Source organism: Chitinophaga sp. RCC_12 (assembly GCF_041360695.1).
Classification (GTDB): domain Bacteria; phylum Bacteroidota; class Bacteroidia; order Chitinophagales; family Chitinophagaceae; genus Chitinophaga.
In genome coordinates this window covers 141,938-154,708 of record NZ_JBFUPS010000010.1, presented here as the reverse complement: position 1 = coordinate 154,708, position 12,771 = coordinate 141,938, and the positions used below count along the sequence as shown (strand labels likewise).

The 12,771-nt window shown below is 46.7% G+C and carries 14 protein-coding genes; all 14 read right to left on the bottom strand.

Annotated elements, in window-relative coordinates; genetic code table 11:
* The 14 genes from AB6805_RS25500 to trpD all read right to left on the bottom strand — a co-directional run bounded on the left by AB6805_RS25500 (position 1) and on the right by trpD (position 12,765).
* A complete protein-coding gene (locus AB6805_RS25500; protein WP_370912274.1) occupies positions 1 to 462 on the bottom strand; it encodes a peroxiredoxin in 462 nt (153 codons plus the stop codon).
* Between the two features lie 111 nt (positions 463 to 573).
* On the bottom strand, positions 574 to 2,094 hold the full coding sequence (locus AB6805_RS25495; RefSeq protein WP_370912273.1) for a TonB-dependent receptor plug domain-containing protein: 1,521 nt from the start codon (positions 2,092 to 2,094) through the stop codon (positions 574 to 576).
* Between the two features lie 13 nt (positions 2,095 to 2,107).
* A complete protein-coding gene (locus AB6805_RS25490) occupies positions 2,108 to 2,467 on the bottom strand; it encodes a BlaI/MecI/CopY family transcriptional regulator (RefSeq protein ID WP_370912272.1) in 360 nt (119 codons plus the stop codon).
* A gap of 169 nt (positions 2,468 to 2,636) precedes the next feature.
* Positions 2,637 to 3,776 carry a redoxin domain-containing protein gene (locus tag AB6805_RS25485; protein WP_370912271.1) on the bottom strand — a complete coding sequence of 380 codons (1,140 nt, stop codon included), beginning with the start codon at positions 3,774 to 3,776 and terminating at the stop codon, positions 2,637 to 2,639.
* Positions 3,777 to 3,846: 70 nt separating this feature from the next.
* Complete coding sequence (locus AB6805_RS25480) at positions 3,847 to 4,929, bottom strand: redoxin domain-containing protein (protein ID WP_370912270.1); 1,083 nt, start codon at positions 4,927 to 4,929, stop codon at positions 3,847 to 3,849.
* 256 nt (positions 4,930 to 5,185) lie between these two features.
* Complete coding sequence (gene hisIE / locus AB6805_RS25475) at positions 5,186 to 5,779, bottom strand: bifunctional phosphoribosyl-AMP cyclohydrolase/phosphoribosyl-ATP diphosphatase HisIE (RefSeq protein WP_370912269.1); 594 nt, start codon at positions 5,777 to 5,779, stop codon at positions 5,186 to 5,188.
* Between the two features lie 23 nt (positions 5,780 to 5,802).
* Positions 5,803 to 6,558, bottom strand: coding sequence for an imidazole glycerol phosphate synthase subunit HisF (gene hisF / locus AB6805_RS25470; protein ID WP_370912268.1), 756 nt, complete (start codon positions 6,556 to 6,558; stop codon positions 5,803 to 5,805).
* A gap of 11 nt (positions 6,559 to 6,569) precedes the next feature.
* Positions 6,570 to 7,715, bottom strand: a complete 1,146-nt coding sequence (gene hisA / locus AB6805_RS25465; RefSeq protein WP_370912267.1) for a 1-(5-phosphoribosyl)-5-[(5-phosphoribosylamino)methylideneamino]imidazole-4-carboxamide isomerase — start codon at positions 7,713 to 7,715, stop codon at positions 6,570 to 6,572.
* 1 nt (position 7,716) lies between these two features.
* Entirely contained in the window at positions 7,717 to 8,310 is a 594-nt protein-coding gene (gene hisH, locus AB6805_RS25460) for an imidazole glycerol phosphate synthase subunit HisH (RefSeq protein WP_370912266.1), read from the bottom strand.
* Positions 8,311 to 8,314: 4 nt separating this feature from the next.
* Positions 8,315 to 9,088, bottom strand: a complete 774-nt coding sequence (trpA, locus tag AB6805_RS25455; RefSeq protein ID WP_370912265.1) for a tryptophan synthase subunit alpha — start codon at positions 9,086 to 9,088, stop codon at positions 8,315 to 8,317.
* A gap of 7 nt (positions 9,089 to 9,095) precedes the next feature.
* Positions 9,096 to 10,304 carry a tryptophan synthase subunit beta gene (trpB, locus tag AB6805_RS25450; RefSeq protein ID WP_370912264.1) on the bottom strand — a complete coding sequence of 403 codons (1,209 nt, stop codon included), beginning with the start codon at positions 10,302 to 10,304 and terminating at the stop codon, positions 9,096 to 9,098.
* Positions 10,305 to 10,310: 6 nt separating this feature from the next.
* A complete protein-coding gene (locus tag AB6805_RS25445; RefSeq protein ID WP_370912263.1) occupies positions 10,311 to 10,946 on the bottom strand; it encodes a phosphoribosylanthranilate isomerase in 636 nt (211 codons plus the stop codon).
* Positions 10,947 to 10,950: 4 nt separating this feature from the next.
* Complete coding sequence (trpC, locus tag AB6805_RS25440) at positions 10,951 to 11,754, bottom strand: indole-3-glycerol phosphate synthase TrpC (protein ID WP_370912262.1); 804 nt, start codon at positions 11,752 to 11,754, stop codon at positions 10,951 to 10,953.
* A gap of 15 nt (positions 11,755 to 11,769) precedes the next feature.
* Positions 11,770 to 12,765, bottom strand: coding sequence for an anthranilate phosphoribosyltransferase (gene trpD, locus AB6805_RS25435; protein ID WP_370912261.1), 996 nt, complete (start codon positions 12,763 to 12,765; stop codon positions 11,770 to 11,772).
* Between the last annotated feature and the right edge of the window lie 6 nt (positions 12,766 to 12,771).

Genomic DNA, 12,771 nt, shown 5'->3' with positions numbered 1-12,771 from the left:
TTATTTATTTTTGAGGTTTTCCAATGCTTCCAGGATACCGTCTGCACCGGGATTTTCATTTACCGGCGATAAATAGCTCCACTGGATAATGCCGTTGGCGTCTATAACAAACAAGGCACGTTTACTTACACCAAACTTTTCTTCATACACGCCGTAAGCGATGGAAACGGCGCCTTTCGGCTCAAAGTCTGAGAGCAGGTCAAAGTGGATCTGGCGGGCGCTGGCAAATGCCTGATGACACCAGGCGCCATCTACGGAAATACCCAGCAACACCGCATTATACTTTTCGAAATAGGGCAGTATTTCGTTATACAGCGCCATCTGATCGCTGCATACAGGACTCCAGTCGGCCGGGTAAAAAGCCAGGATAACATTTTTTCCGCGGAGGTCTTTTAAATGCACCTTCTTTTCAGGAGTGGCATCCAGCGTGAAATCGGGAGCAGTTTCGCCTTTCTGTAACATAAGCAATGAGTTCTTAACCCTATATAAACAGCTATTGCGGAATAATGTTGTGCAGAAACAAAAATGCCACGGTGGCGGACCGTGGCTTTTTGTGACAGACTATTGCCGCTGTTATTTTACTTTAACGGTATCAGACTCCACGGTTATCACACCTGATACGATCAATTCATCGGGGTTGTCTTTGGTGTTGATCATTACTATCCCGTTTGGCTGCGGCGTGCCCTTGTAAAGGGTAGCCTTACCGCCTTTGTACACATTAACAGATTTGATATTGGAAGGAGGTATTGCGCTCACTTCTTCTTTAGTCATTTTTTTACCATCCACCAATAACAGTGCACCTTCCGAGGCACTAAAGGAATTACCTGTTACTACAACGCCCGATGCTTTAATGGGTGTCATAGTCGCCGCAGATTTCTTCAGCGTAACACGTATAACCCCATTTTTTCCCCTGTCGCCATACAAAGCAGTTGCACTTTTGTCTTTTAACACCTCAATGGCTTCAATCCTGTTAGGGTCAATACCTTCAATTGATTCCGCAACTTTACCATCAATTATATAGAGCGGTGCATTGGCGGGGTCTATTCCCCGAAGAGTCATACTACCGCTCAGTTTGACTTCCGGCGCTGGTACTTCTTTTACTTTTGCCGGTGGTGTCGGTTTAGCCACCTTTATTTTGGGTGGCGCCGGCGGAGGTGGAGGAAGTGGTGGTGCCGGCGGAGATGGCGGTACAGTGTCCTTGACGATAACAAGGGCTAAAGGATTAACGGAAGGCGCCTTGGTGTAATTGAGCGACAAAACGGTTCCACCTACCAGCAGTCCTAATACCAGGTAACGCGCCATTTGATAACGTGATGACTTTTTGCTGTTCATCATGATGATCCTGTTTTTTAAATGTGAGAAATTGAAATTGTTTGCGATGGCCGTCGCATATGGGATCCCACTTACTTTAATTAAATTGTATTGATAGGCGGTTTTATCCACACCCTGCTTCAGCAGGTACCTGTCTGTTATAAACTCCAGGTTTTCACGGATGGCTGTTTTCATCAGCCATGCGCCGGGATTGAACCAGTAAAAAATGTTATTAAGCTCTCCTAACACCACATCTACGCTGTGCCACTGCTGTACGTGTACTTTTTCATGACGCAGTATAGCGGGCAGCTCTTCGGGTTGATGGAGTACCGGATTGATATAGATATTCCGGAAAAAAGAAAAAGGATTCACCGGTTGCCGCAATACCTGCACCGGGATATCGGCTATTTCACTGCGTTGCGAGGTCCGGTGTATCTTCCATAAGGATAACAACTGGAAACAGAAACGTATAGCCATTACAGATACCCCTGTCCAAAAGATATACACCAGCAGCGTCCAGATCGTAAACACCGGTGCAGGCGCACGCCAGCCGGCCAGGTCCGGAACATAAGTCATGACATTGCCCGCCAGCACTTCATGCCTGTTTACAAACGCATCAATGGGAATTAAAGGAAACAAGGATGAAAAAACAATACCAGTGAGCAGGAACAACCTGTTCCCGGTATAAAAGGTAAGCCTGCGCAAACCAAAGCGGTAAGCGAGAAAAAATAACGTGAGAGCAATATTTGCCTTTAAGAGGTATATTAAAATAGCAGGTACCATGGCTGTAATTTTATTATTTACCTTTTTCTATCATGTTGATAATTTCCTTCAACTCATCCGGGCTGATCTTTTTCTCTTTCGCGAAAAAAGACACCAGCTCTTTGTAGGAGTTTTCAAAATAGTCTTTTACAAAGCCATTCATAAACTTCTGTTTATAAGCTGCTTCTTCCATAACCGGCGTATATTCATATACGTTACCCACTTTCCGGCTTTCCACAAACCCCTTTTTCTCCAGGTTCTTAATCGTAGAAGCCAATGTAGTATAAGGTGGCGCCGGAGCGCTGTGCGCTTCCAGAAAGTCTTTCACAAAACCTTTCCCTACTTTCCAGATAGCCAGCATGGCCGTTTCTTCTTGCTGGGTAAGTTTTTCCATACAAATGAATATTTTGAATTACGATTCTTTCGTAAATCTACGAATGTTTCGTAGATAAACAAATTATTTTTTTAGATAGATGATCTGGCGGGTAAAATTGTTTTTTAAAAAAAAGAGGTGCAGGGACAGCCCCTGCACCTCTTGATATTTTCTCCCCGAGGGGAAATTATTACTTCAGTATTTCTTCCAGTTTGGAGGCCAGTTCCTCACCACGCAGGTTTTTCGCTACGATCTTTCCCTTAGGATCAATCAGTACATTCTGCGGGATGGCGCGCACACCGTAAAGGTCTGCCGCTGCATTCTTCCAGCCTTTCAGATCGGAAACATGCGTCCAGGTAAGCTTATCTGCATCAACAGCAGCCAGCCATTTGTCTTTTTTGTCATCCAGGGAAACCCCGAGGATTTCAAAGCCTTTGGACTTAAATTTATCGTATGCCTTTACCACGTTAGGGTTTTCTGCACGGCAGGGACCGCACCAGCTGGCCCAGAAATCAACCAGTACATATTTACCACGGAAAGACGACAGGCTGATGTCTTTACCATTGGCATCTGCCTGGGCAAATTCAATAGCAGGCTGACCAACCGCCGTTTTACGGGCAGCTTCAAGACGCTTGGAGAATTCTTTACCGGAAGGTGAATTCTTTGCTTCCTTACTTAATTTCTTGAACAGCGGTGTAACTTCAGCAGGTTTTATATCGTAACCGGCTACCTGGTTTAACAGGAACATCGCAATAGGAGAATTGGTATTTTTAGAAAGAAACTCGTTCTCAATTTTTTTCTCTTCTGTATCTAACGAATCATAGGCTGCTTCCAGTTTCTTAATCCCTTCTTCGTCCTTATTCTTCGCAAGCTCACGGTATTGTTTCTGCAAAGCTGCGCCTTTCTCATTTACATCTTTCAGCAGTTCATTCAGATTTTTATAATCGTCATTCGCTTTTGAGCCGGTAACAGTAGCTTTACTGATAGAATCGGTAGTGCTGATAGTGATAACGCCTTTATCCAGGAAAACCGCCAGCATATCACGTCCCATCGACATTGGTTTTTCAGAACCTTTTTGTACCAGCATCAGGCTGGCCAAACCGGCTTCTTCCAAAGTTCCGTTAAAGGTAAATTTGCCGTCCTTGATCTGCGCGCTGTCCATGAAGTTCTCACCACCCTTGCGCATCCTGAGGTAAACAGTAGCCGGATTCTGTTGCTGGGAAACAGTTCCCTGTATAGTATAAGGTTTTCCTGCAGTTGCGCCTTTCTTATCCTGGGCAAACATGATCCCCGGCACTAAAAGGGCAACACCTATAATCGCTTTTTTCATTGGTTTTTGTTTTACGAATAACAAATTTGTAAAATCCGCCGCTCTTTAGCAACCTGATTTTGATAAGCGGCTATTTTAGCAACTGCTCCAGCTTTGCCTCCAGCTCTTCCCCACGGAGATTGCGGGCGATAATTTTCCCGGCAGGATCTACCAGGAAGTTGGTAGGAATCGACTGAACGCCATACTGCACCGCTACTTCATTGCCCCAGCCTCGCAGGTCAGATACCTGGGTCCAGGCCAGTCCATCCTGGCTGATAGCCCGTAACCAACGATCACGGTTGTCATCCAGCGAAACGCCCAAAATGGTGAAGTTTTTATCCTTGAACCTGTTATAAGCCTTTACTACATTAGGATTCTCCTGGCGGCAGGGACCACACCAGCTCGCCCAGAAATCAACCAATACGTACTTACCACGGAAAGACGATAGTTTTACCGGATTCCCTTTGGTATCCTCCTGCGAAAAATCGTCGGCGGCCACATTCAACACATTTGCTTTCAGACTTTTTACATAGGCGGTTACGCTTTGTCCGTACGGACTTTCCTGCACCGACTTATCCAGTGATTCAAACAATTGCCTGAACTCCTCCGGTTCCAGCCTGCTGCGCAGCTCATTCATCATCAGCCATATACTGGCAATACTCTTCGGATGTGAAGTAATAAACTGTTTACCAGTGTTCACCACCTCGCGGCTGAATGTCTCCGCTTTCTTACGGAAGGCATTCTTCCCTGGCTCATCCTCGGGGTTAATCTGCTTTGCTTCGTTGTTCAGCTCCTGCGCCTGTTTGATCAGGGGCTCAAATGCCTTCTGGTACTCCTGCATCGCCAGCGTATTCGCATTGCCCTTCACGGAAGTAGCAATAGGATAGGTGGCCACGGAAGTAGTAAACTGAACAGGCTCATTCCCTGTTACAAACAACATCGGGTAATTTACATCCCGCAGGATCAACGCATACACGGCTGGCTCCTTGCCACTTTTTACACGGAAGCTGAATTGCTCATTCTTTATCACCACCGAATCATCCGGATTATTATCCTGGTCGTCAAAAAGATAAATGGTTTTGCCGTTGCCTCCCCTCACAATACCCGACACCTGCTGGGCATTCACACCTGCGAAAACCAACACCGCAGCGGCTAACAGTAAAATCTGTTTCATTACAAATTATTTTAATTAGTTAGTGGTGTGTAATATACGAAGAGATTTTTTTACGGCGAGGGGTGCCGGCTTCGCCAGCACTAAATTGTCTTGGAGCGGGATTAGACTGATTACATTGATTACACTGATTTTATTATTTTCAGGAATGATCTTATAAGTTAATTATCAACCTTTAATAAATAAAAATAAATCAGCGTAATCAATGTAATCAGTCTAATCCCGCTCCAAGACAATTTAACGCCGGCGAAGCCGGCAACTACTTGTGGCGCTGTTTTAACACCGATATAACATCTGCCAGCTGGAAACCCTTTGCCTGAAGAAGGATCAGGTAATGGAACAACAGGTCAGCGGATTCATTGAGGAACAGCTCATCGTTATTGTCCTTAGCTTCAATCACCACTTCTACCGCTTCCTCTCCTACTTTCTGTGCAATTTTGTTGATGCCTTTTTCAAAAAGACTGGCAGTATAAGATTTATCGGAAGGATTATTTTTCCGGTCGGTAATAATGTTCTCCAGGGTAGAGAGAAAGTCGTTGCTTACATTCTTTTCATCCCAGCAGGTATCAGCGCCGGTATGGCATACCGGGCCTACTGGACTGGCTTTGATGAGAATCGTATCCTGGTCGCAATCTACTTTAAGGTCTTTTACGATCAGGAAATTACCACTCTCTTCTCCTTTTGTCCACAAACGGTTTTTTGAGCGGCTGAAAAAAGTCACCTTGCCATCCAAAACGGTTTTCTCCAGCGACTCCCGGTTCATATAACCAAGCATCAGCACCTTATTGGTGATGGCGTCCTGTATAATAGCCGGTACGAGGCCATCGGGCGACTTTTGAAAATCTATCTGCATTGTTTACTTATTTCAGGTATCACTTAAAATCTTACGTTCACTCCTTTGTTATAAAGAAAAGTTTTGAGCGCAGGAATTTCTATTTCTTTATAATGGAAGATGCTGGCAGCGAGTGCGGCATCTGCCTGTGCGTTTTCAAAAACATCGGTAAAATGTTCCATTGCACCAGCGCCGCCGGAAGCGATAACAGGTACATTCAGGTGCTGTGCCAGCTGCCCGGTAATATCCAGGGCAAAGCCTTTCTTGGTACCGTCGTTGTTCATGGAAGTGAGCAGTATCTCACCCGCACCACGGCCTACCGCTTCTTTTGCCCAGTCAAATGCCTTTATATCCGTTTTCACACGGCCACCATTCAGGTACACGTACCAGTCGCCCTCCTCAAAGCGGGTGTCAATAGCCAGTACTATACACTGACTCCCAAATTCACGGGCTAGCCTGTCTACCAGCGCAGGGTCCTTAAACGCAGAGGTATTCACCGAAATCTTATCTGCACCGGATTGCAACAGCACGTATACATCTTCCACGGAAGATATGCCCCCGCCCACGGTAAAAGGAATATTCACATGACGGGCAATATTCGTTACCAGTTCCGCCAGCGTCTTTCTCCGTTCGTTCGTTGCCGTTATATCGAGAAATACCAGCTCATCAGCTCCCTGTGAAGCATACAACGCCCCCAGTTCAACAGGGTCGCCGGCATCGCGGATATTTTCAAAATTGATGCCTTTCACGGTACGGCCGTCTTTGATATCCAGGCATGGTATGATGCGTTTGGTCAACATGTGCTAATAGTTTACAGGAATGTTTTTAATGCATCCATGGAGATGTTACCTTCATAGATCGCTTTACCGATGATAGCGCCACTGCAGCCAATTTCCTGCAAGGCCGCCACATCTTCAATATTACTCACACCGCCGCTGGCCACAAAGTTAATATCCGGAAAACGTTCTATAATCTTTTTATACAACTCAACAGACGGTCCCTGTAAAAGACCATCCTTAGCGATATCTGTACAAAAGATATTGCTGACGCCCTGCGCGATATTGCTTTCGAGAAAATCAAATACCGACAACTCCGTTGTTTCCAGCCACCCACCTACTGCAATCTTTTCTTCTTTTACATCGGCGCCCAGGAATATTTTACCGGCTCCGTATTGCTTCACCCAACTGAAAAACAGCTCGGGTTGCTTCACCGCTACGCTGCCTATCGTAGCCAATGCAGCACCGCTTTGAAATACAATCTCCAGGTCTTTATCCGTTTTAATACCGCCGCCAAAATCTGTTACCAGACCGGTTTTACCGGCAATGCTCTCCAGCACTTTCCAGTTTACCACCGCTCCTTTTTTGGCGCCGTCGAGGTCTACTAGGTGAAGACGGCGAACGCCGATGGCTTCAAATTCCTTTGCTACTTCCAGCGGATGTTCGTTGTACACTTTCTGCTGGTTGTAATCACCCTGGGTAAGCCTTACACATTTACCATCGATGATATCAATGGCAGGTATAACTTCAAATTTTTTAGTTGTCATGTTTTGCTGATCCAAAGGCAGTTCCATTCTCACAAAAGTGATTCCTCCCTTAACAAAGTAATCTCCTTTCTTCGTATAGCCCAGCCTGTCATAAAATGTTACTGCGGTATCACGGGCATTACACCAGAGCAGTTTTATTTTTTCTTTTTTACAGATGTCCACCAGATGTGCCAGTATCGCTTTGCCAAAGCCTTTTCCCTGTGCAGCCGGCGCTGTAGCCAGTTTACGGAACTGCGCGCTGTCGCGGCCCAGGAAAAGGGACACCACGGTAACCAGTTGCCCCTGGTCAAAAACGCCGAAGTGCAATCCATCTGCATCGTGGTCAACTTTTACGGCTTCCAGCGATTCATTGGGATACATCACATCCCTGCGGAGTTGCAGCGTGTCATCTGCGCTGATTTTCCGGATATTCATCTTACAGGTTCAAAAAGTTTTCAATAATACGGGCGCCTGCTATAGCTGATTTCTCCGGGTGAAACTGCACCGCATAAAAATTATCCTTCTGCAATGCAGCGCTGTAGTTGATCACATAATTGGTGATGGCTACGGTATCTGCCCCAAGTGCCGCATAATAGCTATGCACAAAGTACATGTAGGAATTCTCCGGTACGTGTTCAAACACCACGCTGTGCAAACCGGTGATATTGTTCCATCCGATCTGTGGTATTTTCAGCAGGTTTTCCACCGGTGATTGAAAACGTTTCACATCCACATCAAATACGCCGATGCATTTGGTATCGTTTTCTTCCGAATATTTACACAACAGCTGCATACCCAGGCAGATGCCCAGTACCGGCTGTTTCAGGCCGGCAATTACGGCATCCAGTTTTCTTTCTCTCAGGTACTGCATCGCCGTGCTGGCTTCTCCCACACCGGGAAAAATCACCTTATCGGCCGACATGATCTCTTCGTGATCATCCGTAACAGTACCGTTTACGCCTAAACGCTCCAATGCAAACTGCACAGAGCGGATATTACCGGCGTTGTATTTTATGATAACCGTTTTCATGTTATTACTGAATTATTCCCGAAATAAACGTTTTCACCGTTTCGTCAATATTCTTACTGTGCTCAATGGCCCTGATAAAGGCAGTACCGATAATAGCGCCATTGGCATATGCAGATGCCGTATCAAAAGTAGCTTTATCTTTTATACCAAAACCAATTAAAACAGGGTTTGTGAGCTGCAACTGCTTCAGCCGCTCAAAATAAGCCTGCTGGTCTTTCATATCCTTGTCTTTCCCCGTGGTGGAAGAAGAAGATACGGCATAAATAAAGCCTTTGCTCAGGCTGTCTATTTTACGGATCCGTGCTTCACTGGTTTCCGGTGTTACCAGGAAAATCAGGTGCAGGTTGTATTTTTCAAAAACAGGTCTGTACTCATTTTCATATTCGGCCATTGGGAGGTCTGGCACAATGATGCCATCCACACCTACTTCTGCACATTTTGCGCAAAAGGCTTCCACACCGTAAGTTAATACCGGGTTGAAATATCCCATCAGGATAACGGGTACCTGTATACGGTCCCTGAAACCGGTAAGTTGTTCAAACAGTTTGTGCAGGCTCATGCCGTTCTGCAATGCTTTGGTGCTGCTGTCCTGGATGACAGGCCCGTCGGCCAGCGGATCGGAGAATGGCATCCCCAGCTCAATAAGATCCGCTCCGTATTGCTGTAATGCAGTCATTACAGACAGGGTGTCATTTAACTGCGGAAAGCCAGCCGTACAATATATATTTAAAACGTTGTGCCGCTTAACAGCAAACAGTTGATCAATACGATTTTGCATATTCCATTTATTTATTCATGTGACGGATATAGGTATCCAGATCTTTATCCCCGCGGCCGGAAAGGCATACCACCACTACATCATCTGTATTCAGGGGCAGGTCTTTCAGTTTAGCCAGGGCGTGAGCCGATTCCATAGCAGGAATAATTCCTTCCAGCAGGCTCAGTTCATAAGCCGCTGCAAGAGCTTCTTCATCGGTAGCCGACAGGAACTGTGCGCGGCCCGATTCATACAAATGAGCGTGCATAGGTCCGATGCCGGGATAATCGAGTCCTGCGGAAATGGAATGTGGTTCCACGATCTGTCCGTCGTTGGTTTGCATCAGCAATGTTTTGCTGGCATGGATAATACCAATGGTGCCCAGCTGCGTAGTAGCTGCGGAAAATCCACTGTGTACACCCTTTCCGCCAGCTTCCACGGCCACCAGTTTTACGGCTTCCCTGTCGAGGTAATGGAAGTAAGCGCCGGCTGCATTGCTGCCGCCACCGATACAAGCCAGTACATAGTCAGGATTCTCGCTGCCGGTTTTCTCCAACAGCTGTTTTTTTATTTCTTCGCTGATCACCGACTGGAAGCGGGCCACCATATCAGGATATGGATGCGGACCTGCAGCGGTGCCCAAAATATAATGCGTATCTACCGGGTTGTTGATCCAGTCGCGGATCGCTTCATTGGTAGCGTCTTTCAAAGTTTTACTGCCGCTGGTGGCCGGCACTACGGTGGCTCCCAACATTTTCATCCGCGCTACGTTGGGCGCCTGTCTTTCTATATCAATGCTGCCCATATACACCACGCACTCCATGCCCATGAGCGCACATACGGTAGCCGTAGCCACGCCATGCTGACCAGCGCCGGTTTCAGCGATGATACGGCGTTTGCCCAGGCGTTGCGCCAGCAGGATCTGCCCGATGGTATTGTTTACTTTATGTGCACCGGTATGATTCAGATCTTCTCTTTTAAGATAAATTTTCGCTTTATATTTTTCAGACAAACGTTTGGCAAAATATAAAGGGGAAGGCCTTCCTACATAATCCCGCAACAGGGCTTCAAAGTCCTGCTGAAAACCGGGATCGCTGAGGATGCCGAGATATTTGGACTGTAATTCCTCTACGTTGGGATACAGCATCTCGGGGATGTACGCCCCGCCAAATCTGCCATAATAGCCATTCTTATCCACCTGATACCTGGAGTTGCCGGTATTAATCGCAATATCCATGACCGCTTATTTTATTATTGATGAATGAATTTGTTTCACAAATTGTTTTACCAGCGCGATATTTTTTACACCCGGACTGTCCTCGAATTTACTGTTCACATCTGCTGCAAACAACGCCGGCAACTGCATCTCCTGTATTTCTGCTGCCTGGTTAGCGCTGATGCCCCCGCTCAAAAAGAAGGGATGATCAAACGGGTACGTTTTCAGCAGGTCCCAGTTAAATTGCTCGCCTGTTCCGCCATAACCTTTTACGGAAGCGGTATCGAAGAGAAAGTAATCGGTTACCGGTATAAAAGGCGCCACTTCCGTTTGCCAGTTAACGTTATCACCTATACGAAAAGCTTTCACCACCGGGATGAAGGTGCGGACAGCAGCGCAAAACTCCGGCGTTTCATCACCATGCAATTGCACCAGGTCCAGTGCATAATCGCTCACGGTGCGTTGGATCTGCTTCAGCGGCGCGTTTACAAAAACCCCTGTCTTTTTGATGCCGGAGGTTTCCCGTACCGATCTCGCATCTATTTTGTTACCGGCAAAACGCGGTGACTTCTCGTAAAAAATAAACCCTGCATAGTCAACGCCGTTATCCACCAGCGCCTGCAGATCATTTATCCTGGTAATACCGCAAACTTTAATACGCATCGTGTTATGATTTATGCTGCAGATCGCTGAGTGTTTGTACAAAATTTTCAAAGGCACGCGCGGGATCTTCCTGCTTCATGAAATGCTCGCCTATCAGGAATCCCTGGAACCCGGCGGCTTTCAGCGTTATAATAGCAGCGGGGTCGTTAATACCACTTTCCGCTACTTTCACTTTATCCGCCGGAATTTTCGGCGCCAGTTCACAGGAACGGTTAAAGTCTACCTGGAAGGTGATCAGATCGCGGTTATTCACGCCCACCAGGTGGGTATGTGCCGTTACTTTTTCCAGTTGTGCTTCACTGTGTACTTCCAGTAATACTTCCAGTCCGAGGTTATGTGCAAAAGCTGCCAGGTGTGCCACCTGTGCGGCATCCAGGCATTCTGCAATGAGGAGTATTACATCTGCCCCGATAGCCTTTGCCTCCAGTATCTGGTATTCATCTATCACAAAATCTTTCCGTAGAATCGGGATCTGGTTGAAGCTGCGCGCCTGTTGCAGATCGTCGGAAGAACCACCGAAATATTTTTCATCGGTGAGCACCGACAGCCCGGAAGCGCCGTAACGGGTGTATGCGGTAGTTACCTGTTGAACGGTTACATCGCCATTGATCACTCCTTTCGAAGGAGAGCGCCGTTTGAATTCCGCAATAATGCCCGTTTTTTCCGGCTGCTGCAGGAAATGGCGGAGCGATAATGTTTCCCTCGGGAAGGCCGGCGACTGCTCCAGGTCCTGCGCGCTGCGCTGCAATTTGCGGGCAGCTACTTCGATGTGTTTATGAGCAACAATTTCTGCTAAAATATTCTTCATGATAAACTATCTGTACTACGACTGCAAAGCAATCAGTTTTTTGAACGCATTATGTGCATTGCCCGACTCCAGGGATTCTACCGCGGCGGCGAAGCAATCTTCATACGAATTATATGTTCCGAGGCTGTACAAACCCATTGCTGCGTTGGCAAAAACAACGGAATTCTGGGCCCAGGTACCTTCTCCTTTCAGGATCTTCATAAAGATCTTTGCGGCTTCTTCAGTAGAATTACCGCCGTAAATATCTTCCTGGTGAACTTTACGTTTGCCCAGTTGCTCCGGGGTCCAGTCCTGTTCACCTTTATTGGTGATCACTTTGGTATCTGCTGTGAGGGATATTTCATCATATCCATCGAGGCTGTGAACAATCACAAACTGCTTGTCCGTTTGCTGGAACAGGTAGTTGTATACCCTCGCCATTTCCAGGCTGTAAACGCCGATCAGCTGATGTTTGGCCAGCGCCGGGTTCACAAGGGGACCAAGCATGTTAAAGAACGTGCGGATACCCAGCTGGCGGCGGATGCCTGCTACATGTTTCAATGCCGGGTGGAACAGTGGTGCGTGCAGAAAACAAATACCTGAATCCTCCAGCTCTGTTCTCAGTTTGGCATCATCATTCTTGAATTTATACCCTACCAGCTCCATTACATTGGAAGCGCCACTTACAGAAGACACGCCATAGTTGCCGTGCTTAGCTACTTTTGCGCCTGCGCCGGCTACCACAAAGCACGACAAGGTAGAAATATTAAAAGTATTTTTTGCATCCCCGCCGGTACCAACAATGTCCAGTACATCGTAACCATTGAGATTAACCGGTACGCAGAGTTCCAGCAGGGCGTCGCGGAAGCCCAGCAACTCATCGATGGTGATGCTGCGCATCAGGTATACCGTCATGAAAGCCGCCAGTTCGCTTTCGTTGAACATGCCTTTGGAAATACTGATCAGGATATCTTTGGCAGCTTCGCGGCTGAAAGTTTTATGTTCAAAAAGGTAATTAAGAATCTTTTTCATTTTTGG

What these genes read in the sequence shown, in the direction of transcription:
- AB6805_RS25500 (WP_370912274.1), bottom strand. Translation starts at nt 462, where the DNA reads ATGTTACAGAAAGGCGAAACTGCTCCCGATTTCACGCTGGATGCCACT.
- AB6805_RS25495 (WP_370912273.1), bottom strand. Translation starts at nt 2,094, where the DNA reads ATGGTACCTGCTATTTTAATATACCTCTTAAAGGCAAATATTGCTCTC.
- AB6805_RS25490 (WP_370912272.1), bottom strand. Translation starts at nt 2,467, where the DNA reads ATGGAAAAACTTACCCAGCAAGAAGAAACGGCCATGCTGGCTATCTGG.
- AB6805_RS25485 (WP_370912271.1), bottom strand. Translation starts at nt 3,776, where the DNA reads ATGAAAAAAGCGATTATAGGTGTTGCCCTTTTAGTGCCGGGGATCATG.
- AB6805_RS25480 (WP_370912270.1), bottom strand. Translation starts at nt 4,929, where the DNA reads ATGAAACAGATTTTACTGTTAGCCGCTGCGGTGTTGGTTTTCGCAGGT.
- hisIE (WP_370912269.1), bottom strand. Translation starts at nt 5,779, where the DNA reads ATGCAGATAGATTTTCAAAAGTCGCCCGATGGCCTCGTACCGGCTATT.
- hisF (WP_370912268.1), bottom strand. Translation starts at nt 6,558, where the DNA reads ATGTTGACCAAACGCATCATACCATGCCTGGATATCAAAGACGGCCGT.
- hisA (WP_370912267.1), bottom strand. Translation starts at nt 7,715, where the DNA reads ATGAATATCCGGAAAATCAGCGCAGATGACACGCTGCAACTCCGCAGG.
- hisH (WP_370912266.1), bottom strand. Translation starts at nt 8,310, where the DNA reads ATGAAAACGGTTATCATAAAATACAACGCCGGTAATATCCGCTCTGTG.
- trpA (WP_370912265.1), bottom strand. Translation starts at nt 9,088, where the DNA reads ATGCAAAATCGTATTGATCAACTGTTTGCTGTTAAGCGGCACAACGTT.
- trpB (WP_370912264.1), bottom strand. Translation starts at nt 10,304, where the DNA reads ATGGATATTGCGATTAATACCGGCAACTCCAGGTATCAGGTGGATAAG.
- AB6805_RS25445 (WP_370912263.1), bottom strand. Translation starts at nt 10,946, where the DNA reads ATGCGTATTAAAGTTTGCGGTATTACCAGGATAAATGATCTGCAGGCG.
- trpC (WP_370912262.1), bottom strand. Translation starts at nt 11,754, where the DNA reads ATGAAGAATATTTTAGCAGAAATTGTTGCTCATAAACACATCGAAGTA.
- trpD (WP_370912261.1), bottom strand. Translation starts at nt 12,765, where the DNA reads ATGAAAAAGATTCTTAATTACCTTTTTGAACATAAAACTTTCAGCCGC.